We start from the raw sequence: 26,415 nt of genomic DNA, 5'->3' as shown, positions 1-26,415 counted from the left end.
GTCCGTGGTCATGGGGCGACGGCCGCCTCCACAGGCCTTGCCCGCAGCGCGACCAGCGTCGGGAGCAGGATCGTCACGAACGTCAGCGCCACCGCGGTCGCGACGATGGCTGGGTAGATCCACCCGGGGCCGCCGGGCAGTACCGACCCGTCCAGGGCCTTGCCGAACGGGAGCAGTGACCCGGCGGCGACCAGGGTGCCGAGCACGATCCCGACCAGCGCCGTCACCAACGCCTCGACCGACATCATCCACATCACCTGGCCGCGGGTCGTGCCGATCAGCCGTTGCAGCGCGAACTCGTTGCGCCGCTCGGCGGTCGCCACGATCAGCGAGTTGATCAGCGCGATCACCGCATAGCCGACCACCACTGCGGCAAGCAGGAAGCTCGCCACCCGGCCGGTCTCATCGCTCGTGGCATGCGCCGCGGTCGCTTCCGCGCGGTCGAAGACGCCGACGCCGGGCACATCACCCGCCGCTTTCTGCACCGCCGCCGTCAGTTCCGCGTGCGAGACTCCCGGCTTCGACTTGATGAGGATCTGCGACAGTTCGCCGTTCGTGGTGCGGGGCAGCAGTTCGGCCGCGGGCACCATCGCGTATTCGAAGCCGCGCGGCGGGTCGAACAACCCGACGACCTTCATCATGGTCGCCTCTCCGTTGCCCCAGCGCAGCCGCACCCTGTCGCCGACGTCCTTGCCGTTCTTGGTGGGCAGCACGATGCTGTTGCCGGTCAGGTTCGCGTAGTCGCCGTGCACCGCCGGGTGCGCGATCGTCTGCCGCGCGCCGGACGCCGTGACCCCCTGCACGTCGAGCCGTGACGGCCGGACCCGGCTCTTCACCATCTTGTCGTTGTCGTCCTCGCCCGGGCCGAGCACGGCCTCCAGACGCGCCGCGCCGGAGACCGAAGCGGACGCGCCGGCGACCTGCGGCAGGTCGGAGAGCGTATCCACGAGCGACGGCGGGAGAGCACCGCTCTGCGAACTGACCACGGCGTCCGCCTTCAGGCCCTCGGCGAACATCCGGCTGCCGGCATCGTCCTGACTGGTCTGCAGATAGATCAGCGCCGTGGCAAGACCGGTCGCCAGCATGATCGGGGTGACCGCCGAGGCGAGCCGGACCTTGCGCACGGACGCGTTCAGCATCGCGAGGCGCCCCGAAAGACCGGTCATCCAGCCGACCGGCCGCAGTGCGGCCGTCAGCCAGCGGCACAGGCCAGGAGAGACCAGGGCGATCCCCACCGCCCACAGCATCGCGGCGGGCGCTGATGTGCTCGCCGCGATCGGCCCGGTCATCACCGTCGCCGTCACGAGTGCGAGCGCGGACGCACCGCCCAGGAACAAGAACGCCAGGATCATCCGGATCGGGCTGATCCAGCGGGTCTGCAGCGTCGCCTCGGCCATCGCCTCGGTCGGCCGGACCTTCGACACCCGGCGGGATGCGATGAACGCGGCGGCGAGGCCCGCGACAAGGGTCACACCGAAGCCCACAAGGCGCGGGAGGAACCCCTGCCTGAAGACCATCTCGCCCGGGATCAAGTCCTGTTCGACCAGGATGTCGTACATGACGTGACCGAACGCGGCCCCGGGTGCGAGCGAAAGGCCGGCCGCGAGCAGCGCGATCACGGCCGTTTCCGCCATCACCATGCGGCGCAACTGCCCCGGTGTGACACCGATCGTGCGCTGCAGCGCCATCTCCCGGCGCCGCTGCTGCACCAGCATGCCCACGGTGCTGCCGACCACGAAGACCGCCACCATGGTGGCCAGGCCGCCGAACGCGCCCGCGAGCGGGATCAGGTTCTGCCGGCCGCTGATCGCGTCAGGGAACTCGGCAAGTCCCCGCTCGTCGCCGCGCAGCACCTTGGCACCGCGGTCCGCGACCACGCCACCGACCGCGTCGGCGAGCTTCGCCGGGTCGGTGCCGGGGGCGGCCAGCACCCCGATGTCGTCGATCTTTCCGGGCCGGTCGTACAGCTGAGCGGCCTCGTCGTCGGAGAACAGCAGCACGGGCTGGTCGGTGACCCGGCTCTCGGCGATTCCGCTGACCCGGAAGTCGTGCGGGATGCCACGCACCGACGCCTTGAGCTTCGCACCCGGCCGCACGCCCAGCTTCTTCGCGGTGGTGCTGTCCACCACGACGTCGCCGGAGCCGGTCGGTTTGCCGCCCGCGGTCAGCTTGTACGGCGAAAGCACCGCGCTGGACCAGCCGTGCCCCGTCGCGTCGGCCGGTCGGCCGGCCAGCGAATTGACCGGCACCGACACGTCCGACACGGCCTTGGCCACACCGGGCGCCTTGGCCACGGCGTCCACCAGGTCCTCGTCGAGCAGGACCCGCTCGGACATCGGATCGGTCGCCGTACCGATCGCGTGACCGGGATAGTCCTGGCTGCCGGTCACCACCACGGGCGCCGCGGCCAGCCGCTCGGCCTTGACGTCGGCGCGGATGCCGGTCTCCAGCAGACCGCCACAGCTCTGCACGACGACACCGCCGACGAACAGCGCGATCAGCGTCGCGAGGAACCCGCCCTTGCGATAGCGCAGGGACTTGAGCGCGAGTCGCAGCATCAGCGCACCCGTTCCGAGGGCGCGGACCGCCGCGCCCGGGCCCACGCACCGAGTTGGGTCATCTGGGCGGCCACCTGCTCGACCGAGGGCCGATCCAGCTCGGCGCTCACCTGACCGTCCACCAGGAACACCACACGGTCGGCATGCGATGCGACCACCGGGTCGTGCGTCACGACCACCGCGGTCTGCTCGCCGGTGTCCACGGCCTGGCGCAGCAGCCCCAGGATCTCCAGTGCCGTCTGTGTGTCGAGGGCGCCTGTCGGCTCGTCCCCGAACAGCAGCGCCGGCTGGGTGACCAGGGCGCGAGCGATCGCCACTCGCTGCTGCTGTCCACCGGAGAGCTCTCCGGGGCGGTGCTTGCGACGGGACGTCAGGCCGGTGCGCTCGATCACGTCGTCGACCAGTCTGCGGTTGGGCCGCTTGCCGGCCAGCTTCAGCGGCAGCGTCACGTTGTCCACCACATTCAGCGCCGGCAGCAGATTGAAGCTCTGGAAGACGAACCCGATCCGGTTCCTGCGCAGCTTGGTCAGCGCGCGCTCCTTCATCTGCGTCAGATCCTGGCCCTCCAGAAGGACGCTGCCGGACGTCGGCCGGTCCAAGAGCGCGGCACAGTGCAGAAAGGTGCTCTTGCCGGAGCCGGACGGGCCCATCACGGCGGTGAACGTATGCCGCTGAAAGCCCATCGTCACTCCGGCAAGCGCCTCCACACTGTTGCGCGTCCGGCCATACACCTTGCGGACGTCCTGTAACCGCAGCAGCTCGCCCGTGTCCGGCCCCTCGTCTTCCGAACGCATGAAGATCTCCTAGATCTCAAGTAATTCCATCAGTTCGAGCCGGCCGAAGGAGCCGTCCAGGAGCGATGGAGCTGGAAAACGCTGTAGCTGAAGCACAGTTGATTTGTCTTTCCGAAACGCTGCTCGAATGCGCTGAAGTGTTCGGCGGCGAATACGGAGATCTGACGGATACGCACGTCGCAGCCCAAAATCGCGGGCGAGAGGACGGTAGCGAAGCTCTGCCACCCCGGAACATGGGGCTAGCCCTACCTTTGATCCGGTGGACAACCGCCGTTCGCAGTTCGTCGACCGCCGCGTACTGCCCGGCAAGACCGATCCGCCTGCGCACCCGCGCGGGCTCGCGGACCACGTCGAACCCGGCCACCTCGGCTCGTCGCCGCGGTCGCCGCGCAGGCCAATTTCGGCGACCTGGCCGCGCAACGCCTAAAGGATCGCGGATACGTGCGCATGCCCCAGGAAAGCAATGATGCAGATGACCTGGTTTGTGGGCCGGAAACATGCGGCAGGCCGAGGGGCTTGTTATTAGTGGTCCGTGAAGTGTGGCCGCCCGCACCCGCTGAGCGGGCACGGGCGGCTTACTGTCAAACCCGGAACCGGCCGGCTACCGGGCGGTGAACGCCCGGACGGAGGACTTCTTGGCGCCCCCTCCGTTGATCACGAACTGCGATCCGGGCTCTTTGAGGATGTCGCCGTCGCGCGAGCCGCTGATCGTCACGTCGGTGAGCGTCGCACTGCCGCGTGCGCCGCCCATGGCGAGGATGCCGGAGCCGTTGTTGGACTTGGAGATCGTCACGTCGGAGATCTTCACGTCCGGCATGGCACCGCCACCCGTCTTGAACTGGATGCCGTCGTACGTCGAGTCATGGATGTCGGTGTCGCGGATCGTGACACCGGGGATGTCGGGGCCCTGGGCGAACAGCGTGATCGCGCCGAACTCCTGGTCCTCGTTCCAGAACGCGCCGCCGGTTCGGTAGAGCCCGTTGTTCGCGATCAGCGTCTGCCCGGTGAAGGGAATCGGGTCGTGGTCGGTCGCGAGCATGATGCCGGGGTAGTTCATGGTGTCGTACACGAGGTTGTTCTCGATCTTGTTGCCGTAACCGCCGTACACGGCAATGCCGTTGGCGCGCCAGGGCAACTGCACGGTGTTGTTGCGGAAGGCGTTGTCGTGGCCGACGTCCACCGATGTGTCCTTGACGTACTTGCTGGCCCACACGGCGAGGGCGTCGTCACCGGTGTTGCGGAAGGAGGAGTTGAAGACGGTGGAATTCCGGGTGCCGTTGGTGAAGTTCACGCCGTCCGCGTACGTGTTGCGGATGCGCATCCCGTTGAACTCCAGGCCGTCGCCGGGACCCCACAGCTCCGGGATGTTGCTGTAGTCGCGGCCGACCCAGGCACCCACGTTGGCGTGCTCGATCCAGACATCATTGATCTTGGTGTTCTTGCCGAAGCGGCCGTTGAGACCCACACCCCCCTCCGCGTTGCCGTCGCCGCCGCGGATGGCACCCGAGCCGAAGATGGCGATGCCGGAGATCTTGGTGTTGTCGTCGATGTCGAAGCCGAAGTTGCCCTCGTGCGGATGGTTGATGCCGCCCGCCTCGTGCGGCGGGGTCAGCGTGTAGAGCTGGGAGTGCCACATGCCCGCGCCCCGGATCGTCACGTCACGGATGCCCACCTGGTTGAACTGCCCGCGGTTCAAAGGGTCGTCGGTGAGAATCTTCTGCTCCTGGCGCCACTGTCCTGCCGGGATCCACACGCACGCGATGTCGCCGTTCTGGTCGGCGGTCACGGCCCGCTGGATCGCGGTCGTGTCGTCGATGCCGTCGTTGGGGATCGCTCCGTACGTGGTGATCGACGTGCACTCGGCGGGCTTGCTCGCCGCGGGCGCCACCTGCTCCAGATCGACCAGATCGACGATGTAGAACGCGGCGTCGTCACCGGCGTCGCGCTGCAGCTTGAACTTGGTTCCCTGTGGATACGTCTGCGTGAGCAGTGCGTGCGATTCGTCGAAGAGCCGCCGCGCGTCGCCGCCCGGGGTGTTGGTCAGACCCTCGGGCTGGTCGGTGTTGCCGTACAGCCAGCTGTGCTTGGAGGACAGGCTCAGCTTCTGCACGAACTTGCCGTCCGCGTAGAGGCTGAGGGTCTTCGACTGCCCGCCACCGCCCGGAGCGTCGGGTATCGAGTTGCGTACGACGATGGAGTTGGCCGCACTGGTCGAGCTGAACTCCACATACTGACCGGTGGAGTTGAGACGGACGGACTTCCGCCCCGAGGACTCGGTCGCGAAATTGGTGTGCCCGAAGGTGCGCGCGGCGTCGGCCTCGAGCAGCGTGCCTTCGTACCGACCGTCCTCCGCCTCGTACTCGACGTACGGCACGGCCGCCCCGCGCCCGACCACGATGGAGCGCGCGAAGACGTTGTTGTTCTCGTTGGTCTCGGCGACCGTGTTCGTGGCGTCGGCGGTCGCGGTGAGCGTGGCGCCGCCGCTGGCCGCGGTCCAGCTGCCGCTGATGCTCACGGTGGCCGTCTCACCCGCGGCGATAGCCGGAGCCGCACCATTGAGGGTGGTACCGCCCACCGTCAGACGGGTCACCGACCCCGCGCTCACGCCGCTGGTGCCGCGGTTGTGGACCTTCGCGGCGAAGGTGACGTTGGCGCCCACGGCGGGGTTCGCCGGGTTGGACGTGATCCCGGTGACTTCGAGGTCGGGCCCAGGACTCTGACCAACCGTCAATTTCTCCTCAGCGGTGCGACTGTTGTTGTCGTCGTTCTGCTCATCGATCGTGTCGCTCGGGTCGACCACCGCGGACACGGTGTAACTCCCCTGCGCGCGCTTGCCGATGCCCGCCTTGACGACAGCCGACTCACCGGCGCCGAGCGCGGGCACCGAAGCACTGCCCGCGACGGTGCCTCCGAGGCTGACGTTCACCGTGGTCGCGCCCGCGGCCGCGCTGCCGGTGTTGCGCACCGTGGTGTTCACGGCTATCTCGTCACTCTCGGAGGGCTTCGCAGGGTCCCAGGTGAGGTTCGAGACGGTCAGGTCGGGATTGGGCGCCGGGGTCCCGATCACCTGGAACTCGGCTGCCTGCGCCCCGTATCCGGAGCTGTTGCTGAAGATCTTCAGCTGTACGTCGGCGTACCGGCCGCTGACCGGAATGGTCACGGAGTTCCGGTTCCCGGAGGGATTGAAGCTGTAATCAGCGCGCGCCTTCAGGGACTTGAAGCCCTGAGCCGACTGCTCGCGCCCGAGCACCTCGATGCTCTGCGTGCGCGTCGACCAGGCGGCGTCGGGGTTGAGTTTGACGACGACCGATTCAAGATCGGCGTTGGCGCCGAGCTTCACCGTCAGCGTCGACGGGTGGCCGCTCGACTCCCAATAGGTGCTCGTGCTGTTGTCGTTGGCGTTCGTGGCGAAGTAGTTCTGCGTCGACGATGACGCCTCGATCGGCTTGTTCAGAGCGAGGTTCGCGGGCTCGGCCGCGGGCCGCGCGGGGGCCGCGCCGGCACTGACGGGCACAAGGCCCAGGGCTATCAGTCCAGCGCTGAGCGCGACGGTGATCAGCCGCCGGCTGCGTTGCTTCCATCTCATGGCGTCCTCTGTTCCACGGGGGGCTGCGGTGCCGCGGTGCGCCTTGCCGACGCAGCGCGGGGAGGAGCGGGGACTTGCTTGGGCGGTCGGATCGCCCGGCAGGAACTCACGTTTCACGTAGGCCTGTTGAGCCGGTAGTCCGCCCCGTTGGGCCGGTGCGGATCCATGCGGACCTATGTGAAATTTGCCGAATCTAGTCGACTTCTTGCGCCCACGACAGCACAGATTTGCCGCACACCACAGGAATGTCAACGCTTCGCACACACCACTCAACTCCGGTCTGTTCCAGGGCAGTTCAAACCCCACAGCCGCCGCAGCCGCCACGCCCCTGGCCAACGGGGTGCCGCGAAGGGGCGACGGACAGCGCCACACCTGACCGACTACGCGAAGTTCTTGCTCGATTTCATCAGGATCTTGCGAAGCAGGTGTCGGCCCGACGCGGGGCCCCAAGCTCGCCCCGCTGCCGAGCACGGGCGCCGGCGTCGTCGGCATCACCCAGTTGAGAGCAGGCCCTGACCCGGTACCGGAGAAGCGATGCAGTACCAGCCACTGGAAATCGTTCGCTGCCCGAGGCAGGCGCTTCTAGCCTGCATCGGGTGATGACAGCCGATGACGTGTTGTTCGTTCTGACCCAGTTGCAGCGGGCGAAGGTGGACGTCTGGGTCGGTGGAGGATGGGGGATCGACGCTCTGCTCGGCGAGCAGACCCGAGACCACCGCGACCTGGACTTGATGCACCGGCAAGACCAGGAAGGCGCTGTGCTGACGGTCCTCTCCGCCGAAGGATTCGGGGAGAGCCTGAACTGGAGGCCCGTCCGATTCGTCGTGACAGCGCCCGACGGGCGAGAGATCGACCTTCATCCGCTGGTCTTCTCCGATGACGGCTCAGCAGTGCAGGCGTCCCCCGAACCTCAGCGTCCGTTCATCTATCCCTCCGCGTGCTTCGCGACGGGCAGCGTCCAGGGGGCCCCTGTCCCGTGCTTGTCCGCCGAGCAACAGGTCTACTTCCACCAGGGATACGAACCATCGGCACGCGACCGGCACGACATGGCACAACTCCGCCGCGCCTTCGGGATCGCCACGCATTTCTGACCCATGCCGTCGGTGCGCGCGCCGTCAGGTTCGTCCGCGCCGGCGGAATGGCCTCACTGATCGCGCAACTGCTCGGCGGCCTCCTGGTACGCCTCGGCGGCACGGGCGAAGTAGTCGAAGAGGACGTCGAGTTGCTCCGGCTCATACCCGCCGAGGATCTGGCCGATCTTCTGTCGCGCCGGGGCCATGACGCGGTCGAGGTCCGCGGGTTCGCCGACCGGCTCGACGGTCACCTTGCGCCGGTCGACGGGGTCGGGGACGCGGCGCACGTAGCCCGCCTGCTCCAGGCGATCGATCAGGCGGGTGGTCGGCCCGGTCGTCAGGCCGGTGCGCGCGGCCAGTTCGCCCGGGGTCATCGCGCCCGTCAGCTGCAGGATGTTCAGCGCGTACAGATCGGTTGCGCCGAGCTCGCAGGCCCGGGCGCTCGCATGGCTGTGGAGCAGCACCGCGCTGAGGTACTGGCGGTAGATCTGGCCCGCATCGGGGCGCATGGCCGGCGTTGACATGGGCTCCCCCACTCCCTAATCTCTTCCTCAACGCAGAGACTTCCTCTGCGCAGTAACTTCGCCTACGAAGCTATCACGGGGGAGCCTGACCATGAACGCCACCAGCACAGCACAGCCCGAGCAGACCGAGCCCGCCACCACCCCGGCCCCGAAGAACCGCCGTCGCCGCCGCATCAAGATCGCCCTGGGCGTCACCGCGCTGACGCTGGCCGCAGCCGCCGGCGGTGGATACCTGTGGCTCAACGCCGTCTCCGACGTGAAGAACCTCGGCGTCAGCGACTGCAACGCGATCGAGCCCGAAGTCACCGCCACCCCGGCCGGCACCGCGACCGCCGACGACCAACGGGCCCTCTGCCACACCCTGCGCTCGATGAAGGACGCGTGGGCCCGGCACGACGCCACCGCGTACGGCGACCACTTCGCCAAGGACGCCACCTACACCAGCTACGTGGGCACCGCCTACCAGGGCCGACGCGACATCGCCGAAGGCCACCGCGCCCTGTTCGACGGATTCCTCAAGGGCACCAAGCTCTCCGACTCGTGGCTCAGCATCCGCTTCTACGGCCCCGACACCGCCGTTGCCACCAGCCGCGGCGACACCTACGAGGGCGGAGAGCCGAAGGCGGCCGACCTCTCCAAGACGCAGACCTACACACTGGTCCGCCAGGCCGACGACACATGGCGCATCGCCGCCTTCCAGAACACCAAGCGCCAGCGCGTCATGGAACGCATCTCATTCCTGTTCTCCCCCGACACCAAGCCCCGGGCCGAGAAGTGACCCCGCATGGCAGCAGCACATTCAGCGCTGAAATCACAGCCTCTCAGCGCTGACGGCGGCAGTCCCGGCCGGGGCGATGCGGCGCAGCAGGAAGCCGGCGGTCAGCGCCATGACGAACATCGACACCGCGTACACCGCCGAGGGGATGGCCATCCGGGTGCTGTCAAGGAGCGAGGGGCTGAGGGCGATCGCCATCGACAGCGTGGTGTTGTGCATGCCGATCTCGAAGCAGGTGGCGACGGACTGCCGGTGGTCGCCGCGGGCCAGCCGGGTCGCGGCGTAGCCGATGGTGAGGGAGATCGCGCCGAAGAGGAAGACGACGAGGCCGACGTCGGCGAGATAGCCGAGCACATTCTCCCGCTCGGCGGTGAGCGCGGCGATGATGATGCCGACGAGCGCGGCAACCGCCGTCACCTTGACCACCCGCGTGGAGCGCTCCGCGAAGTCCGGACGGCGGTGTCGGACCAGCATCCCCGCCGCGACCGGCACCAGGACGACGAGGAAGACCTGCAGTGTCTTGTCGAAGCGCAGTCCCAGCGCCTCGTCCGTACCGGTCATGAAGTGGTCGAGGGAGAGATTCACGACGATCGGCAGCGTGACGACGGCGATGACCGAATTGATGGCGGTCAGCGTGACGTTGAGGGCGACGTCGCCGCCGAAGAGATGGCTGAAGATATTGGCCATCGTGCCGCCGGGAGAGGCCGCGAGCAGCATCATGCCGACAGCCAGCGCGGGACTCAGGTCGAAGGCGAGCACCAGGCCCAGACAGACAGCGGGCAGCAGCACCAGTTGGCAGACGAGCGCGACGGCCACAGGCCGCGGATACGCCGCGATCCTGCGGAAGTCGGCCACGGACAGGCCGAGTCCGAGACCGAACATGATCACGGCGAGGACGGCAGGCAGCAGATAGGTGGTCAGCGGCGAGTCCACGCAAACAGACTCCGGGAAGCTGCTCGAAAAGTCCACGACCATGCAGAACGGCTACCGCACGGTGGCCGCGGCGGAGAGGTGGCAAGGCCCCGCGCAGCACCCCGGTTCGGTCCGGGGCGCTGCGCGGCGGTCCGGACCGTGGGTCGCTCGGGTCAGTGGGCGCGGGTCACCTGTGCGGCGAGGAGGTGTGAGTCGAGGAGGGTGATGTCGGCGGTGCGGTCGGCCCGGGAGTAGCCGGCCAGCATGCGTTTGGTCGTGATCAGAGCTTCGGGCGAGCGTCTGGCGAGCGGTCTGGTCCACGCGGTGACGGCCTCTTCCAGAGCGTCGGGCGTTGTCACCTTGTGCAGGAGCGAGATGCGGTGCGCGGTGGTGGCGTCGAACGTGTCGCAGGTGAGCATGAGTTCGCGGATCCTGGCGGCTCCGGCCTCGGAGATCAGGCGGCCCATGGCGCCGCCCCACGCCGGGGGCAGGCCGACGCCGACCTCCGGCATGCGGAACCGGCACGTGTCCGCGCCCGCGCGCAGGTCGCAGTACGAGGCCAGCGCGAGGCCTGCTCCGATGATCCCGCCATGGAGCCGGGCGATAGTGATCGCGTGGGTGTTCTCGAACGCTTGGCACAGGCGGTGGGCCTTGTCCGCGATACGGCGCAGGGCGGCGCCGGTCGGGTCCGCCTCCATGGCCGCCTGGAACTCGGTGCGGTCGACCCCCAGGCTGAAGTCCTCGCCCATCGAGGACAGCACCAGAATGCGGATGTCGGGCCGTTCGTGGAGATCGTCCAGTACCGCGATGAGGTCGTCGATGACGGCGACGCTCAACGTATCGTCCTGCCCTGCGGGGTTGAGGCGGACATGGAGGACCGGGCCGTCCTGCTCGACGCGTATCGCCTTGCGGGACGGCACAGTGAAGAAGCGATTCTGTTCTGTCATGCGAACGTAACGTCCAAGTTCAGCGGGCGCCGGAACGCCACTCGGGGCGCCCATGTCGGGGGGCGGACCAGAGTGAGACGGGGAAGGCGCTGTGTCAGGTGACGGAGGAGGATCTGGGCCTCGAGGCGGGCCAGCGGGGCGCCGATGCAGTAGTGGCTACCTCCACTGAAGGCGAGGTGGGCGGGCTTGCGCAGCGGGTCGAAGCGGTCGGGGTCGCTGTGCTTGGCCGGATCACGGTGCGCCGCCGCCACCATGAGGTGAACCATCTGGTCCCGGCGGATCTCGACTCCTTCCAGGATCGTGTCCTGGGAGGCGACCCGGCTGATCACATGGGTGGGTGGGTCGAAGCGGAGTGTCTCCTCGACGAATCCGGGTACGAGATCCGGGCAGGAGGCAATCAGGTCCCACCGCTCCGGGTGTTCGACGAGCCGCAGCGCCATCGACGACAGCAGGGTCGATGTGGTCTCCAGAGCTGCCAGCACGACGAACAGAACAAGCAGATACACCTGCTCGTCGGCTTCGGCGCGGTCCGGCTCGATCGCGTCCCACGCCTGTATCCACCGGGACACGGGGTCGTCGCCGGGCCGGGAGCGCCGACTGCGGACGTGATCGACCAGGTAGGCGCGCAGTTCGGCGGTGGCGGCGTCCGATCTGGCCAACTGCGTGGCGGAGGGCAGCAGTTCCTGGGTGAAGACCTGCTCGTGGGTCAGTGTGCGCAGGCGTGGCCAGTCCGCGGCGGGCAGACCGAGCCAGTGCCCGATGGCCGCGACGGGCAGTTCTTCGCTGACCAGGGCGGCGAAGTCAGCCTCGTCGTGCCGTAGTTGCTCGACCAGCGCGTCGAGGAGCCGGCCGACCACCTTGTCGAGCGTCTGACCGATGTCCTGGATGGTGGTGCGGTCGAAGCCGCCGGCGGCCCGGCGCACCCGCGTGTGGTGAGGCGAGTTGAGCCCGGGCAGGGTGTTGCTCATCTCCCGCGAGGAAGGGGCGTTCCAGCGTGTGCCCGCCCCCTGCCGTTCTCGCCAGCTCGCATCGGGTTCGAGCCACTCGCGGCTCCGCAGTACCTGGTCGCAGATGTCGAAGCCGGTGACGAGGAAGCCACCCCAAGGGGCGGGACTGACCCCGCCCCTCGCAGCGAGTTCGGCGTAGATGGGAAAGGGGTCGGCCTGGCCCTTTGCGGTTCGCAGTCGAGAGAACTGGGATACTGCGGCCCGGCGATCGTACGGCCGGGAGGTGACAATTCCCATGGCGACGGCTCCTTTCTGAGCATCAGCCGCCATGGATACCCACATGATCGTTCAAGCATCCAATAACCCACAGTTCTCAAGAAGTTACTTAGATCACTCGCCTCTCGTCCATGCCACGAATCGGCTGAACAGACCCCCTTTACGCTGCCTCGAAGCGGCGGAACCGGAATCTGCCTGGCTGCCCCGGGCGAGCAGCGCGTCCGCGGGAGCGACCGGCGGCTGGACGCCGGACGCCGTCTGCTGCTGGCTGAAGTCGCCCGCGGCAAAGGGAATCCTTCGCGAAGTGAAACGAACGGGGAGCGTCACCAGTGAGCGACTCCACGGCGACGGCACCCAGGCGAGGGCCGCGAACGGCCGGCTCAGCTCGACATCCGGCAGCCGCTTGAGCAGGGACTCGACGGCGGTGACCGCGATCATGAACGCCGGGTCCTTGGCGGGGCAGCCGTGCGGCCCTGCTCCGAAGCCCAAGTGCGCCTTCGCGCTGAGCTGTTCACGGTGGACGCTCAGCTTGGGGTCGGTGTTGGCCGCGGCGAAGGAAATCAGCACCGGATCGTTGGCCCGAAGCGTCCTGCCGCCCAGTTCGACGTCGTGCGTCGGGTAGTGGGCCGCGTAGTTGGCGATCGGGGCGTAGTTCCACAGGGTCTGGGAGACAGCGCCCTCGACCGGCAGGCCGGTCTGCCACTGCTCGTCCAGGTACAGCGCGCTGCTGGTGCCGATGGTGGCCGCCAGGGGTGCCGTTCCGCCGGAAAGGAGCGTCACGAGCTGGTGCAGCACCTCCTCGTCGCTCAGCCCGGCCGGGTGCTGCATCAGACGAGTCGTCAGGTCCGCGCCCGGCTGGCGGTGCTTGAGCGCGATCAGCTCGGCGAGCGCGCCGCCAAGTACCTCGTCGGCACCGGGCGTGCCCTCGAAGATGCCGCTGATCCCGGCGATCACCCGGTCGCCGAGCTCGGGCGGGCAGCCGAACAGGTGGCTGAAGATCAGCAGCGGCAGCGGACCGGCGTAGGCCGACATCAGATCCGTCTGGCCGCCGGGGTCGGTGCTGAATTGGCTGATCAGGTAGTCCGCGGACTGCTGCGTGAGGCGGATGAGTTGGCGCTCGTCGACCGTGGCGAGGCTGTCGGTCACGACCTGGCGCAGCCGGGCGTGGGACGCGCCGTCGCTGAAGAGGGCGTTCGGGCGGTAGCCCATCATCGGCAGGGCCGGGCTGTCGGCCGGGACGCGCCCCTCGTTCAGCGCGTTCCAGCGCCGGGAGTCGCGCAGGAAGGACGCGGGGTTGTGCAGGATGTGCAGGGCCGCGTCGTAGCTGGTGACCAGCTCGACCTGGACGCCGGGGGCGATGTCCACGGGGGCACTGGGGCCGGCCGCGCGCAGGTGCGCGTAGTGACCGTCGGGGTCGGCACCGAACGAGGGACCGTAAAGGTGCAGGTTCTCGTGCGCGGGGCAGCCCGGCGGTATGTACGAGGTCTCTGAGGGCTGTTGCATTCCGGGGCTCCTAGGGCCTGTCCGGCGGATCAGGCCGCGTATGGGTGACGGTCACTTGTCGGTGCTGGCAGCGGGGTCTGGTGCGTGCGGCCGCACGGCGGACGGCTGAGGCATCGCTGAGCGATGGTGAGGGAGGACAACGCCGCAGATGTGCGCACCAGACCCCGCGCCCGCGGCATGGTCCGCCGGGCAGGCCCTAGGCGAGCAGGGACATGAGGTGCTGCACGAGGGTGATGAGTGCCTGCGCCGCGGACTCCTCGTCGCGTACGTCGCATCTGACGACCGGGGTCTCCGGCGAGAGGTTCAGCGCCTCGTGCACTTCGTCGAGCGGGTAGTGGACGGTGCCGTCGAAGTGATTGACGCCGATCGCGTACGTCAGGCCGAACCGTTCCACGAGGTCGAGCACGGGAAACGACTCGTCCAGGCGCTCGGGATCGACGAGGACCAGCGCGCCGAGGGCGCCGCGCGACAGTTCTTCCCACATCTCCTTGAAGCGCTCCTGCCCGGGTGTGCCGAACAGGTAGAGAACGAGGGTGTCACTGAGGCTGAGGCGGCCGAAGTCCATGGCCACGGTCGTGGTCTTCTTGTCCGGCGTGCCGGAGAGGTCGTCGAAGCCGACGCTGGCCTCGGTGATCTCCTCCTCGGTCCGCAGCGGCTCGATCTCGGAGAGGGCGCCGATGCAGGTGGTCTTCCCGACCCCGAAGTGCCCCACTATGAGGATCTTCACCGCATGGGAGACATCTGGATCCAGGTACAAGAGTCACGCTCCGAATCGGTTCTTCAGGCCATTGAGCACAGCGCTGACCAGTTCCCTGTCGACCCGTTCGGCACGTGGTATGGGCTTCCTGACGAGGATCAGGCCGCCCTCCTCCAACTGCGCGAGGAGGATGCGCACGATGCCCAGCGGCAGGTGGGTGTGTCCGGCCACTTCGGCCACGGACAGGAATCCGTTGGCCACCAGGTCGATGACCGTGCGCGCTTCCGGGGACAGCGCGCGCACCGCTGTCTCGGCGTCGCGAACGGCCGTCACCAGGGCGGTGTGTTCGTACTGGTGATCCGGGGGCAGGGCTCGCCCGTTCGTGATCACGAAGAGTGGCACTAACGGGGAGGTCAGTTCCAGTCCCCCGTCCGGGTCCTCAGACATCGCCGGCTCCCCCTCCGTGCACGGACTGCGCGGTCAGATCGGGCACCACTTCGTGGAGCCGGGTGGTGAACTCCTCGATGTCGCAGTCGTGTTCGGCGGCGGCGGCGAGGAAGGCCCCTTCGCCGGCGGCGATCAGGAAGATCCAGCCGTGCGAGAACTCGATGACCGTCTGCCGCCACGCGGCGTCCTCGACGGCGCCCGCGAACTGTGCCGTCACTCTGCTGTAGGCGTGGATGCCGGTCATGGCAGCGGAGATGGTGTCCGCCAGGTCCCGGGTCATCCCCGCGGTCGCCCCGCGCGGCAGTCCGTCGCCGCCAAGGAGCACGGCGTGCCGGGCGCCTCGCACGTCGGCGATCGCCCGGTCAAGGGCGGGCAGCACGAAACCCGATCCACCGGTCTCGTGCCTGGCCGCATCGGCGTAGCCTCCCGCCGGAGCCTCGTCCGCCGGGATTCTGGGCGCCGATGTGAGGTTGTTGCCCAGCCTGGCCACCAGCCGGTGCATGCGGAAGGAGATCTGCTGCATGTCCACGTCGGGCTCTGCGGCCGCGGCGAGGTAGGCGCCCTGACCCGCCCCGATCAGGAAGATCCAGCCGTGCGAGAACTCGATGACCGTCTGACTCCACTGCCCGTCCTTCGCCGTACCGGCGAAGTGGGCGGTGGCCCGGCTGAGGGACTGCATACCGGCCATGGCCGCGGAGATGGTGCCCACGTCCTTGGGGCCAAGTCCCTCCGTGGAGCCGCGGGGAAGACCGTCGGCGGACAGCAGGACGGCGTGCCGCGCCCGGGGCACGTTCTGCACGATGTCCTGGAGCATCCAGGACAGGTCTGCGGTCATTCGTCTTCAGACCCTTCAGCAGACTCCGTGTCGAGGTTGCGGCCCGACATCGTTCCCTTCTGGAAGGCGCCCAGGCTGCGGCCCGAGGTGCGCGGCACTGCGCCGGTGGCCGGGAACGCGGGCGGCCGGGCGGCAGCGGCGTCGGGCACGCTCGCGACCGGCGACTGGCGTGCTCCACGCTTCGGCAGACCGTGCACCGTGCGCCGGGGGGGCGCGGCAGGCGTCTCAGCCTGCTCGATCTGCTCGATCGGCGCGGTCAGCGCGGTCGGCGCGGTCGGCTCGGGTGACGAGGTCGGCTCGGGCGGCGCGGTCCTGCGGATGGGGCTGACAGGCGCCTCCTGAGCCTGCGGCTGCGTATCCTCCATGGTCCACAGCTCCTCGGGCAGCAGGACGACGGCACGGACACCGCCGTACCGCGAGACTCCGGTGACATCCACCTTGAAGCCGTACTGACGGGCGATCAGACCGATGACGGGGAAACCGAACTTGGGCTGGTTGCCGAGCTGCGACAGGCGGGGGACGTCGGTGCCGGAGAGCAGCGCGGTCGCCCGCTGCCGGTCCTCGTCACTCATGCTGACGCCGGCGTCGTCGATGACGATGCACAGGTTGTTCTGGATACGCTGGAAAGTCACCTCGATCGGCGCGTCCTGCTGGGAGAAGCTGGCAGCGTTGTCAAGGAGTTCGGCCACGGCGAGGGCGACGGGCGCGACCGCGGACGCCTTCAGCGCTAGACCGGTCTGCTGCATGATGGCGACCCGGTTGAAGTTACGGATCTGGCCCTGGGCGCTGCGCACCACGTCGTAGACGCTGGCCGGCCTGTTGCGCCGGCCGAGGGGCGCGCCGCACATCACGGCGATGCCCTGGGCCTTGCGCGCCATCTGGGCGTTGGCGTGGTTCACGTCCAGGAGGTCACTGAGGACGGCGTGTCCTCCGTAGCGCCGCTGAACACCGTCAAGGAGCGTGGTCTGCTCGGCCGCAAGGCTCTGCAGGAAGCTGGCGGCACCCTTGAGGACCGCCTTGGTGTTCTCCTCTGCGGCTTCTTTCGCCTCCAGGATGGCGCCGTCGCGCTCGTCCCAGATTCTCTGCAACTCGACGCGGGAGACGTGAAGCTGGCCGTTCAGAGTGGTCAACTGCTGGCGCAGTTCGGCTTCTGTCTGCTGCTTCTTCGCCGCGAGGGCTCTACTGCGAGCGGTGAGTGCGACAACGGCGGCGACGGCTACCGCCGCTATCACAACCAGGCACCACACCAGTGCGTCTTGTGTCATGGAAACCTTCCTCGGCGCATGGCCAGCAGTGAGCGACAGATGCACTTCGTCAGGGCCGGCCACACGGCCCAGAGCAACGCCCGACACGCGATGCACACACAGGGGGCACATCGCAATGAGGCGCGCGGGACAAGTGGATCAAGATCGCGAATGCCGGGATGCTATCACCGTGATCACCCCTCAAATTCCGCTCAGATGCGCCCCTTGCCCGGCCGGGAATCCGGGGGCTTTTTCTGGCGGGTGAGCGCCTGCGGTTCGCAGCGACGGCCGTCCGACATGCCCTCGCCACCAGGCTCGATGTCCGCACTTCTGCGACGCGTCGACGGACGTCGACTCCATCCGGCCGACAGTTGAAAAGCGGACTTATCCCCAGAGGGTACGGGGGCGTCAATAGCCCCGCGCGCCGCCGCCCAGCGACTATTTCCGGCCGGTGGGGCGTCGGAAGTTGGCTTAAATCTACAGCCATGTAGATGAGTCATGCGGCGTTCCGGAAGTCCGAAAGCCGCCGCTCGCGGCAACCGTGGCCCTACCCCTGAGCCCCGTACGGCAAAGCGGCCGCAGACGGAAAGGGGAGAGTCGTCGACGCCGCCGCGACGCAACCGGTCCATCCACCGCCGAACCCGCTCCGGATTTGCCGTAATGGCAAGCAGACTTGCTGACGCGCTCAGGTCGAGCGCACCATCCAATCATCGACCCCACCGGCCGGTCCGCGGCAGGCGGCCGTGCTGAGGCGGCCGTCGACCGGCCGTCGACCGGCCGTCGAACCGGCCGTCGAACCGGCCGTCGAACCGGTCGAGGATTTCGGCCAGTGGGGAGCCCTGACGGCAGTGGCGGGTGACCGCCACCTTGGAGAGGAAGACATTGTGTCCAACGACTATTTCGGTGGCGACGACGCCTTGGCCGAGTACGACGGGTGGCGTCAGAGCCGATGGGAGGAGATGGCCGGCCAGGACGGGAAAGCGGGCCGCATCGCCTATCGGCTGATCACGGAACCGGGTCAGGAAGTCCCCGAGGTTCCCGGCCGGTGGACGTCCACCGGCTTCTCGAGGAGCCTGACACTGACCGCGGCCCATTCGGAGGGCGTGTCCGTCGATGACCAGGCCGTGGACGGCACGGTGGAACTGACCAGCGCCAGCCGGCTGTCCTTCCCCGGCGGGCTGCGCGGCACCATCGAGGAACTGCGGGGAGCCCATGTCCTGGTCGTGTGGGATCCGGCCGCGCCCACTCTCGTCGGCCTGCGCGGGATCCAGGCCTGGCCGTGGGATCCGGCCTGGACCGTCGACGCGGAATACCGTCCGGCGGAGGCCGGGCGCCTCCTGGAAATAACCCGGCTGACCAGCCCGAGCATGCGGGACACCCTCCCGGCCCCTGGTGACTTCGTCTTCGATCTGCGAGGCGAGCGGCACACGCTCCAGGCGTTCGGCGTGGGCGGCGACACCCTGCTGATCACGTTCACCGACGGCACCAGCGGCACGGACACGCCCGGCATGGGCCGGTGGCTGATCCTGCCCCGGCCCAAGGGCGCCACGGAGGACGGCACGGGTACGGCCCGTTTGGACTTCAACCGGGCCGTTGTCCCCCACCACATGTTCTCGTCGGCCTTCCCCTGCCCCCTGCCACCCCAGGCGAACCACCTCCCCCTACGCGTCGAAGCGGGAGAACGCGCCCCCGTCCTCGAAGAAGAAACGGCCGTCGGCACCGCGACCGGCCCCACCGTCTGACATTCGCCGCAACCGGCACACCCGAAAGGAAAAGACAATGACAATGACACCCGACCAGGACCTTCGCGCAGCAGCGGTGCACTACCTCCGGCAGTGGGAGGTACGGGACTACGCCACGATGCGCTCCCTGTGTACCGACACCGCCACCGTGTGGCACAGCGACGGAAGCGGCGACCAGCCGATCGACGAGAACATGGAACTGCTCAAGCGACTCGCCGCAGACGTCGACACACTCCGATACGACATCGTGCGGCAGTTCCAGGACGGCGACGAAGTACTCCAGCAGCAAGTACTGCACCTGACCATGACCGACGGGTCCCGCAGTGACGTACACGCGGCGATGTACTTCCGGTTCGACGGCGGCCTCATCGACCACATCGACGAATACTTCAACATCGTACCGATCAACGCATCCATGCCGTCGTCCGGATCGCCCGACCAGCGCTGACCGCGGGGGGCAGTTGCAGCACTGGATGCTGTTGGTAGATCCGGGCCAGTGCGCGACGTCGGCCTTCAAGACCTGATCGTGGTCTTGAAGGCCGCCGCTGTGGGGCGGCGTCTTTGACGAGATCACCGCCGGGCCGCACGGATGCAACGGCAGCTCGTTCCGCCCTCTACAGGGGATCACCTTCGGAACGCCTCTCGCGGTGGTGACGCCTCTCTGTTGGCTGAGGTCCGGCACCGAGGAGTTGAGTTCCGTCGCGCAGCCCGCAGCCACCAAGACAGGGCGATAGCATTGCAGAACTAGTTCTGAATTTATACCAGTAGGCATCGGAGAGGAGAAGTCGTGTCCGACCGGACGGATCACGTCACCTTCCAGCACGGGCAGGAGTTCCTGAGCGCCATCTCGGAGCGCTGGAACTACCAGATCCTGCGGGAGGTGTTCTTCGGGGTGAGCCGATTCGGGGAACTCAAACGAGCGCTCGGCATCTCGGCGAACATCCTCACCTCGCGACTGGCCACCCTGACGGAGCTCGGCCTGCTCTCGAAGCGCGCCTACCGGACGGACAAGCCGTGGTACGAGTACGAGCTCACCGATAGTGCTCGTGAACTCGTCGTCCCCGCCATCGTGGCGATCACCCGCTGGGCCGAGACTCGCGCGACCGACACGGACGCCACGCGGCACCCGCTGATGCACACGGCGTGCGGCAACCCGACCGACCCCTACCCCGCATGCAGCAGCTGCCACGAGCCGATAGAGGCAGCAACCCTGCGCCCCATACCCACCCAGGAGAGCAGCTCGGGCGAACCCGGCCCGCAACCTCCCGGGCGCCCGGCCTGATCCGGATCGGCGAGCCACTCCACTGGTAGCAATTTGGAACTAGTAGCGTTACGCTACCAGTACAGCTAGTGGAGAGGACTGCTCATGACGACCACGAATTGGTTCGAAGGCGGCACCGAGGAACTGATCCCCACCGCACTGGGGCTGATCAATGTGCGCATCGGCGGCCGCCCTGACGGCCCGGCCATGGTGTGCTGGCCGAGCCTGATGATGGACGGCACCATGTGGCGACACCAGTACGAGCACTTCTCCCCGACCCACCGCATGGTGCTCATCGACAGCCCCGGACACGGAAAGTCCGACGCGCTGCGCAAGCTCATCGACATGAAGCAATGCGCGGACGCTCTCGTCGAGATCCTGAACGCCCTCGACATCGAGAAGTGCATCCTGATGGGCAACAGTTGGGGCGGCATGCTCGCCGGCGTCTTCCCGGCCTACTACCCGGAACGGACGGCAGCGGCGATCGGTATCAACTGCACCGCTTCGCTGCCCACGACGTTCGAGAGCATCTGGGCCACGGCGCTTTCCAGCTTCCTGTCCCTGCACGCGAAGATGCCGCCGCTGGCCGCCAAGGCCGCGCGCGGCGCGTTCGCGGGGCCGACCGCAGAGGCAACCAACCCGGAGTTCGTCGAGTTCACCAGGTCCGTGCTGCGGAACGACCCGAAGTCGGTCGCCTGGGCGCTGCGCAGCATCCTCATCGGCCGCGCGGACGAGCATCGCCGCCTCAACACCATAAGGAGCGTGCCCGTTCTGATCATCGCGGGCGAGGAGGACAGCCAGTTCCCTGTGCACGCGGTGCGCAAGATGGCCGATGCCATCGAGGGCAGTACCTTCCGGGTGCTCCAGCACACCGCCCACCTCGCCGCACGCGAGAACCCCGAAGGCGTCAACACCGAGGTCGACGCCTTCCTTACCACCCTGCACGCCACAGCCTGATCAGGAGACGACGGCGATGACCAACACAGCACACGCGACGACCGCGCCCGAGTGGGCCCTGAAGTTCATGGACGCCATCGACACGCTGGAGTTCGGTGAGGGCTTCGCGCCGCTGACCGAGGACACCGACATGTTCTTCGGCACCGAGCACATCCACGGCGTCGAAGCCATCAAGGCGTTCTTCGTCAAGATCGACGAACCGCTGATCATCAAGCACGAGATCCTGGAATTCTGGGCCGCCGGCGACGGTGTCCGCCTGCTGCGCGGAGAGGCCACCATGGCCAAGAAGACCGAACCCGACCGCGTCGTCCGCGCCCCGTTCACGCACATCTTCTACCTCGCCGACGAGGAGCTCACCGGCGACGAGCTCACCGGCGAGGAGACGGTCCGCATCCGTGAACTGCGCATCACCGCAGGCCCGCTGCAGACCGACGCGGTGATGTGACCTCTACACACGACGCCAAGTCGCCGCGAGAGGAGACAGAGGGGCGCCACCCTGCAGCCTGGCGCCCCTCCCCCGCGGTTCTCAGGATGTGTCAGAACTGCCGCTGCCACTCGGCGCCGAGGGCCGACCGGCCGGATCCACGCATGACCGGGGTGGCGGATGGCTACAGCGAAAGCCCGTCATAGCAATATCCGGGGTCAGTCGGCATAGACGCGCCGATAGAGGGGTCGGTGACCCGCAGCCCGCTGACGCCCTTGACGGCGCCGCCGGAATCGACGGAATCGACGACAGCCCACGGTAGGTGCGCAGGCTCGTGAAGTACGCCCTGCACGGCCTGCTCGTCCCGGCGTCCGCCTCGTCGACCAAGCCGTAGATCGCGCCGGGCGCCGCCCCGGGGAGCCGCCTCGCGCCCCATCGAGCCACAGCCTGCCTCGCGCCCCCGCCTACCGGGTCGACCACTCGGCCAGACCCAGGCAAGGCCACCCGGATCAACAATATCAGCATGCTTGCATCTACCTACACATGCTCCTATTGTTTCAGCATGCTTACAGACGCTCGAACTCCGGGTTTCCGCATACCGGTCACCCGCCGGACCACCCGGCACCGCCAGCCCTCCCCCTCCCCCTCTCGCTCCCCCATGTCCCTGTCCGCAGAGGCCAGTTCATGACAACCCTGACCTTGCCCGACGCCCGCGCACTCGCCGCGGCCGCGATGACCGCATGCGGGCATTCCACCGCGGATGCCGAGACCATCGCGGACCACTTGCTCGACTGCGAACTGCGCGGACTGTCCTTCGGCGGGCTCGCCCGCGCACTGTCCATAACGGAGCGCATTCGCTCGACCGAGGTGCCGCAGCAGCCGATCCGGGTCGTCGCCGAGACCCCGGTGTCAGCCACAGTGGACGGCGGCGACCAGGTGGGCTACCTCGTCGGCATGCGCGTACTGCAACTGGCCATGGCCAAGGCCCGCGCTCAGGGAATCGCGGTCGTCGGCGCGCGCAACACCTGGTACACCGGAATGTTCTCGTACTACCTGGAGAAGGCCGCGGAAGCCGGGCTCGCCGGGATGATCGCAGGCAGCGCGCCGGCGCTCGTGGCCCCGCACGGCGGCACCGAAGCCCGGTTCGGCACCAACCCGATCGCCTTCGGTTTCCCGGCCACGCCCCACCCCGTCATCTGGGACATCGGTACCTCAGCCGTGATGTACGGAGAGGTGACGCTGAAGGCGCGGCTCGGGGAGAAGCTGGCGCCCGGCCAGGCATACGACGCCGCGGGAGTCCCGACGCTCGACCCGGCCGCCGCGCTTGAGGGCGCGTTCGGCGTGTGGGGCGCCCACAAGGGCTCCGGACTCGCCCTGGTCGTCCAACTGCTCGGCATGATGACCGGCGCTGCCGCCGACCCGCCCGGTGTTTCGGACTGCGGCTTCTTCGCCGTGCTCTTCGACCCCCGCGCGCTCACCGACCCGGACGACTACCGCCAGCGGGTCACGGCCTTCGCCGAATCGGTCCGCGCCACCCGCCCCGTCGAGGGCGGCAGCCCGGTCCGGGTGCCGTTCGACGGCTCGGTGACCCGCCGCGACGAGGCGCTCCGGCGCGGCACCATCGACGTACCCGAAGCGGTGGTCGATGCCCTGCACCAAGAGGCCGGCGGTGCCTGAGAAACCCGACGACCCCGATGACACCGACGCCTTCGCGATCGAGCCCTCACCGTCAGGCCGGCTCCTGTGCGGCGGCTGCGCTCCGCAAGACGCCTGCCGCCTGGGCGTCGAGCTCGCCGACGCGCAGGACGAGACGGTGCGATTCGACGTCGTCTGCCCCCGGTCCTGGCACGGCGGGCCCGGCGTCGCGCACGGCGGCTGGACAGCTGCCGTCTTCGACGACGTGCTCAGCATTGCCGCGCTACGGGTCGAACCGCGGCTGGTCACCAAGTCGCTGGAGATCTCCTACCTCCGCCCGGTCCCGGTCGAGCGGCCCCTGGAAGTGCTGGCGCGGATCGACCGGCATGCAGGCAGGGAGTGGGAGGTATCCGCCGAAATGACGCTCGCCGGCACGGTGTTGGCCATCGCCCGAGCCGATCTGCGGACACGCCGACCGCACCATTTCGCCCGCCACGAGGCCTGGCTCGCCCGCCAACCCCCGTCCGCGTCCCCGTCGTCCCCGTCCCCGTCCCCCAACAGAACCCACACAGAAAGCTGAGGACACCATGGTGGAATTTTTCACCGGGTTGCAGCCCCTTCAGGCAGGCGAAAACGACCCTGCCGAAATGATCTCCAGGGTCCGGGAACTGGACCGCTCGGAGGTCATCGACCGGGTCCTCGTCGGGTACTCCTCCACCTGGCCCCACAACCACGCCACCGCACCGTTCGCGCTGGCGATGTCGGAGAAGTTTTCGCCGATCGTCGCGCACCGCCCCGGTGTGATGGCGCCGGTGGCCGCCGCGCGCTACTTCGCCACCCTCGACGTACTCGCCCGCGGAAGGCTCGCCGTCAACGTGGTCGTGGGCGGCTCCGACAAGGACCTGCGCCGCGAGTCGGACGACCTGCCCAAGGCCGACCGCTACCGTCGGGCGGTCGAGTACCTCGACATCGTCCGCCGCGCCTGGACCGAGACCGAGCCCTTCGACCACCACGGCGAGTACTACACGGCCGACGCGGTGAAGCTGCAGACCAAGCCGGCGCAGGGCCAGGTGCCGATCTTCATGGGCGGCGAGAGCGACGACGCCGTGGACTTCGGCGCCCGGCACGCCGACCTGTACATGCTGTGGGGGGAGCCGTTCGCCGGTACGAAGGAACGCATCGACCGGGTCACCGCGGCCGCCGGACGCTACGGGCGTGACATGCGGTTCTCGCTGAGCCTGCGCCTCTTCATCGGCGACACCGACGACGACGCCTGGGCCCGGGCCCGAGCCGCGGAACGGCAGATCGCCGAGGCGGCCGGAACTCCGACCTTCCTGCGCTCGTCGTCGGCCGACACCTCCGTCGGGCGGCAACGCGCGCTCGCGCTCACCGACCACGAACTGCACGACGACTGCTTCTGGACCGGACTGACCAAGCTCCTGGGCGGCTTCGCCAACTCCCAGGCGCTCGTCGGCACCGAGGAGCGCGTCCTGGACACCCTCGGCAAGTACAAGGAGCTCGGAGTCGGGACGTTTCTCGTGACGACCGGCGCGGAAGCGGCCTGGGACCCGTCACTCGAGGGTTTCCTGGCCCGCGCCAAGAAGGAGCTGGGATGACGACAACCACCGCCCGGGGCAATGGCGCCCCGGGCCTGGAGAACTTCTCCGATCTCGCCGACGGCACGGTCGGCGGCCTCATCGCCGCCCGCGCCGCAGAACATCCGGACAAGCCCGCGCTCGTCTTCGAGGACAGCGAACTGACCTACGGCGCACTCGACGCGGCGGTCACCGACGTGGCACGCGGTCTTGTATCGGCAGGCGCCGCCCCGGGCAGCTCGGTCGGGATCCTCCTGCCCAACCGGCCCGAGTACCTGCTCGCCTGGTTCGGGGCGGCCCGCGCCGGACTCGTCGAGGTCCCGATCAACATCGCCTACAAGGGCGCCTTCCTCGACCACGCACTCCGCAGCACAGGCGTGCGCGTATTGGTCACCGATGCGGCCTTGCTGGAACTCGTCGCCGACCTGCCCGACGTACCGGGGACGCTCAAGACCGTCGTACTGACGGACGGCGACGGTCCGCGCCAGGACAGCGACCGTCCCCGCCGCATCCCGCCCGGGGTGACGGTACAGACCTGGGACGACCTGCTCGCGGCCGGCGACCCGGATGCGGAACTCCCCCGCGTCACACCGCAGGACCCTGTCGCGATCATGCTGACGTCCGGAACGACCGGGCGCAGCAAGGGAGTTGTATATCCGCACCTGATGCCCCTGGTGGCCGCGCGCGAGTGCGCGGTACAGATGGCCACGACCGCCGATGAGCGTCTCTACACATGCCTGCCGCTGTTCCACGGGGCCGCGCAGATCAACATATCCCTGCACGCCTTCTACGCGGGGGCGACCCTGGTCCTCGGACGCCGGTTCAGCGCCAGCGGGTTCTGGGACGAGCTGCGCACCCACCGCGTCACCCAGTTCAACGCGCTCGGCTCCGTACTGCCGATGCTCCTGGCACGGCCCCCGTCCGACCGCGACCGCGACCACCGGGCGACGAAGGTGTTCGCCGCGCCCGCCCCGCCCCAGGTACTCCATCCGTTCGAGGAGCGCTTCGGCGTACACGTCGTCGAGGGCTATGGGCTCACCGAGATAAAGAACGTTCTCTACAACCCTCTTGGCGCACGGAAGGTCGGCTCGCTGGGTCTGCCCACCGCATCGTCCGTTCTGGAGATCCACGACGCGTCCGGGAACCGTGTCGCGCCGGGCCAGGCAGGCGAGATCGTGTACCGGCCGCGCCTGGCGGACATCATGTTCTCCGGCTACCACGGCGATCCCGAAGCGACGTTCGCGACCATGAAGGATCTCTGGTGGCACACCGGCGACCTGGGCTACTGCGACGAGGACGGCTACTTCTACTTCATCGACCGCAAGAAGGACGCGTTGCGCCGCCGCGGCGAGAACATCTCCTCGCACGAGGTCGAGTCGGTCCTGCTCGCCTATCCCGGTGTCGTGGCCGCCGCCGCCATCGGTACGCCGTCGGAGCTGGGCGAGGACGAGGTCCTCGTCGTCGTGCAGCTCGAACCCGGTCACGAGCCGGACCACGCGAAGCTGTTCGCTCACTGCGACCGTTCCATGCCGCACTTCATGGTGCCCCGCTACTACCGCGTCGTGGACCAGCTTCCCGTCACCCCGAACGGCAAGCTGCGCAAACACCAGTTGCGTGACCAGGGCCGCGCCGATGCCTGGGACGCGCTCGCCGCCGGGCTCAAACCCACCCGCCACGCCTGAG

23 protein-coding genes and 1 pseudogene are annotated in these 26,415 nt (G+C 68.3%); 11 read left to right on the top strand and 13 right to left on the bottom strand.

Annotation, left to right across the window (positions count from 1 at the left end; translation table 11 throughout):
• Positions 1-8: 8 nt before the first annotated feature.
• The 4 genes and pseudogenes from ACFQ7F_RS01765 to ACFQ7F_RS01750 all read right to left on the bottom strand — a co-directional run bounded on the left by ACFQ7F_RS01765 (position 9) and on the right by ACFQ7F_RS01750 (position 6,938).
• A complete protein-coding gene (locus ACFQ7F_RS01765; protein WP_383264492.1) occupies positions 9-2,558 on the bottom strand; it encodes an ABC transporter permease in 2,550 nt (849 codons plus the stop codon).
• Positions 2,558-3,352: an ABC transporter ATP-binding protein gene (locus tag ACFQ7F_RS01760; protein WP_383264489.1), complete on the bottom strand. Its 795-nt coding sequence runs from the start codon at positions 3,350-3,352 to the stop codon at positions 2,558-2,560. The genes ACFQ7F_RS01765 and ACFQ7F_RS01760 overlap by 1 nt, the downstream gene beginning before the upstream one ends.
• 271 nt (positions 3,353-3,623) lie before the next feature.
• Positions 3,624-3,725, bottom strand: a pseudogene (locus ACFQ7F_RS01755) (daunorubicin/doxorubicin resistance ABC transporter ATP-binding protein DrrA); the annotation flags it as partial.
• 228 nt (positions 3,726-3,953) lie between these two features.
• Positions 3,954-6,938: a CARDB domain-containing protein gene (locus tag ACFQ7F_RS01750; protein ID WP_383264486.1), complete on the bottom strand. Its 2,985-nt coding sequence runs from the start codon at positions 6,936-6,938 to the stop codon at positions 3,954-3,956.
• A gap of 599 nt (positions 6,939-7,537) precedes the next feature.
• Between ACFQ7F_RS01750 and ACFQ7F_RS01745 the strand changes: the two genes are divergently transcribed.
• Positions 7,538-8,029, top strand: a complete 492-nt coding sequence (locus ACFQ7F_RS01745) for a nucleotidyltransferase domain-containing protein (RefSeq protein ID WP_383264483.1) — start codon at positions 7,538-7,540, stop codon at positions 8,027-8,029.
• Between the two features lie 53 nt (positions 8,030-8,082).
• Here ACFQ7F_RS01745 and ACFQ7F_RS01740 read toward each other — a convergent pair whose 3' ends face one another.
• The gene (locus ACFQ7F_RS01740) at positions 8,083-8,535 is read right to left on the bottom strand and encodes a MarR family winged helix-turn-helix transcriptional regulator (protein ID WP_383264481.1); all 453 of its coding nucleotides are present in this window, start codon (positions 8,533-8,535) and stop codon (positions 8,083-8,085) included.
• Between the two features lie 91 nt (positions 8,536-8,626).
• Between ACFQ7F_RS01740 and ACFQ7F_RS01735 the strand changes: the two genes are divergently transcribed.
• Entirely contained in the window at positions 8,627-9,313 is a 687-nt protein-coding gene (locus ACFQ7F_RS01735) for an SgcJ/EcaC family oxidoreductase (RefSeq protein WP_383264478.1), read from the top strand.
• Between the two features lie 33 nt (positions 9,314-9,346).
• Here the strand turns inward: ACFQ7F_RS01735 and ACFQ7F_RS01730 are convergent, their stop codons facing one another.
• The 8 genes from ACFQ7F_RS01730 to ACFQ7F_RS01695 form a co-directional block, all read right to left on the bottom strand.
• Complete coding sequence (locus ACFQ7F_RS01730) at positions 9,347-10,285, bottom strand: bile acid:sodium symporter family protein (protein ID WP_383264475.1); 939 nt, start codon at positions 10,283-10,285, stop codon at positions 9,347-9,349.
• A 110-nt stretch (positions 10,286-10,395) separates the two neighbouring features.
• A complete protein-coding gene (locus tag ACFQ7F_RS01725; protein WP_383264472.1) occupies positions 10,396-11,169 on the bottom strand; it encodes an enoyl-CoA hydratase/isomerase family protein in 774 nt (257 codons plus the stop codon).
• Complete coding sequence (locus ACFQ7F_RS01720) at positions 11,166-12,413, bottom strand: cytochrome P450 (RefSeq protein ID WP_383264469.1); 1,248 nt, start codon at positions 12,411-12,413, stop codon at positions 11,166-11,168. Before ACFQ7F_RS01720 ends, ACFQ7F_RS01725 begins: the two co-directional genes overlap by 4 nt.
• 93 nt (positions 12,414-12,506) lie before the next feature.
• On the bottom strand, positions 12,507-13,895 hold the full coding sequence (locus ACFQ7F_RS01715; protein WP_383264466.1) for a cytochrome P450: 1,389 nt from the start codon (positions 13,893-13,895) through the stop codon (positions 12,507-12,509).
• A gap of 196 nt (positions 13,896-14,091) precedes the next feature.
• A complete protein-coding gene (locus ACFQ7F_RS01710) occupies positions 14,092-14,652 on the bottom strand; it encodes an ATP/GTP-binding protein (protein WP_383264463.1) in 561 nt (186 codons plus the stop codon).
• Positions 14,653-14,655: 3 nt separating this feature from the next.
• Positions 14,656-15,039, bottom strand: coding sequence for a DUF742 domain-containing protein (locus tag ACFQ7F_RS01705; RefSeq protein WP_383264460.1), 384 nt, complete (start codon positions 15,037-15,039; stop codon positions 14,656-14,658).
• Positions 15,032-15,874, bottom strand: a complete 843-nt coding sequence (locus tag ACFQ7F_RS01700; protein WP_383264457.1) for a roadblock/LC7 domain-containing protein — start codon at positions 15,872-15,874, stop codon at positions 15,032-15,034. The genes ACFQ7F_RS01705 and ACFQ7F_RS01700 overlap by 8 nt, the downstream gene beginning before the upstream one ends.
• Positions 15,871-17,139 (bottom strand): ATP-binding protein, encoded by a 1,269-nt coding sequence (locus ACFQ7F_RS01695; RefSeq protein ID WP_383264454.1) that lies wholly within the window; start codon positions 17,137-17,139, stop codon positions 15,871-15,873. The genes ACFQ7F_RS01700 and ACFQ7F_RS01695 overlap by 4 nt, the downstream gene beginning before the upstream one ends.
• An 863-nt stretch (positions 17,140-18,002) precedes the next feature.
• Here ACFQ7F_RS01695 and ACFQ7F_RS01690 point away from each other — a divergent pair.
• The 9 genes from ACFQ7F_RS01690 to ACFQ7F_RS01650 all read left to right on the top strand — a co-directional run bounded on the left by ACFQ7F_RS01690 (position 18,003) and on the right by ACFQ7F_RS01650 (position 26,414).
• Positions 18,003-18,860 (top strand): DUF1684 domain-containing protein, encoded by an 858-nt coding sequence (locus ACFQ7F_RS01690; protein WP_383264452.1) that lies wholly within the window; start codon positions 18,003-18,005, stop codon positions 18,858-18,860.
• 37 nt (positions 18,861-18,897) lie between these two features.
• Complete coding sequence (locus ACFQ7F_RS01685) at positions 18,898-19,308, top strand: nuclear transport factor 2 family protein (RefSeq protein WP_383264449.1); 411 nt, start codon at positions 18,898-18,900, stop codon at positions 19,306-19,308.
• A gap of 339 nt (positions 19,309-19,647) precedes the next feature.
• A complete protein-coding gene (locus ACFQ7F_RS01680; protein WP_383264447.1) occupies positions 19,648-20,142 on the top strand; it encodes a winged helix-turn-helix transcriptional regulator in 495 nt (164 codons plus the stop codon).
• A gap of 84 nt (positions 20,143-20,226) precedes the next feature.
• Entirely contained in the window at positions 20,227-21,078 is an 852-nt protein-coding gene (locus tag ACFQ7F_RS01675; RefSeq protein ID WP_383264444.1) for an alpha/beta fold hydrolase, read from the top strand.
• 16 nt (positions 21,079-21,094) lie between these two features.
• Entirely contained in the window at positions 21,095-21,523 is a 429-nt protein-coding gene (locus tag ACFQ7F_RS01670; protein WP_383264441.1) for a nuclear transport factor 2 family protein, read from the top strand.
• Positions 21,524-22,186: 663 nt separating this feature from the next.
• A complete protein-coding gene (locus ACFQ7F_RS01665) occupies positions 22,187-23,179 on the top strand; it encodes an Ldh family oxidoreductase (RefSeq protein ID WP_383264438.1) in 993 nt (330 codons plus the stop codon).
• Positions 23,172-23,717 (top strand): PaaI family thioesterase, encoded by a 546-nt coding sequence (locus ACFQ7F_RS01660; protein ID WP_383264436.1) that lies wholly within the window; start codon positions 23,172-23,174, stop codon positions 23,715-23,717. The genes ACFQ7F_RS01665 and ACFQ7F_RS01660 overlap by 8 nt, the downstream gene beginning before the upstream one ends.
• Before the next feature lie 7 nt (positions 23,718-23,724).
• On the top strand, positions 23,725-24,753 hold the full coding sequence (locus ACFQ7F_RS01655; protein ID WP_383264433.1) for an LLM class flavin-dependent oxidoreductase: 1,029 nt from the start codon (positions 23,725-23,727) through the stop codon (positions 24,751-24,753).
• On the top strand, positions 24,750-26,414 hold the full coding sequence (locus ACFQ7F_RS01650) for an AMP-binding protein (RefSeq protein ID WP_383264430.1): 1,665 nt from the start codon (positions 24,750-24,752) through the stop codon (positions 26,412-26,414). Before ACFQ7F_RS01655 ends, ACFQ7F_RS01650 begins: the two co-directional genes overlap by 4 nt.
• Position 26,415: the final 1 nt, after the last annotated feature.

This window comes from Streptomyces sp. NPDC056486 (assembly GCF_042795295.1).
Lineage (GTDB): Bacteria > Actinomycetota > Actinomycetes > Streptomycetales > Streptomycetaceae > Streptomyces.
Note: the sequence above shows the minus strand (reverse complement) of the source record. Positions and strands in the feature narration are given on the sequence as shown.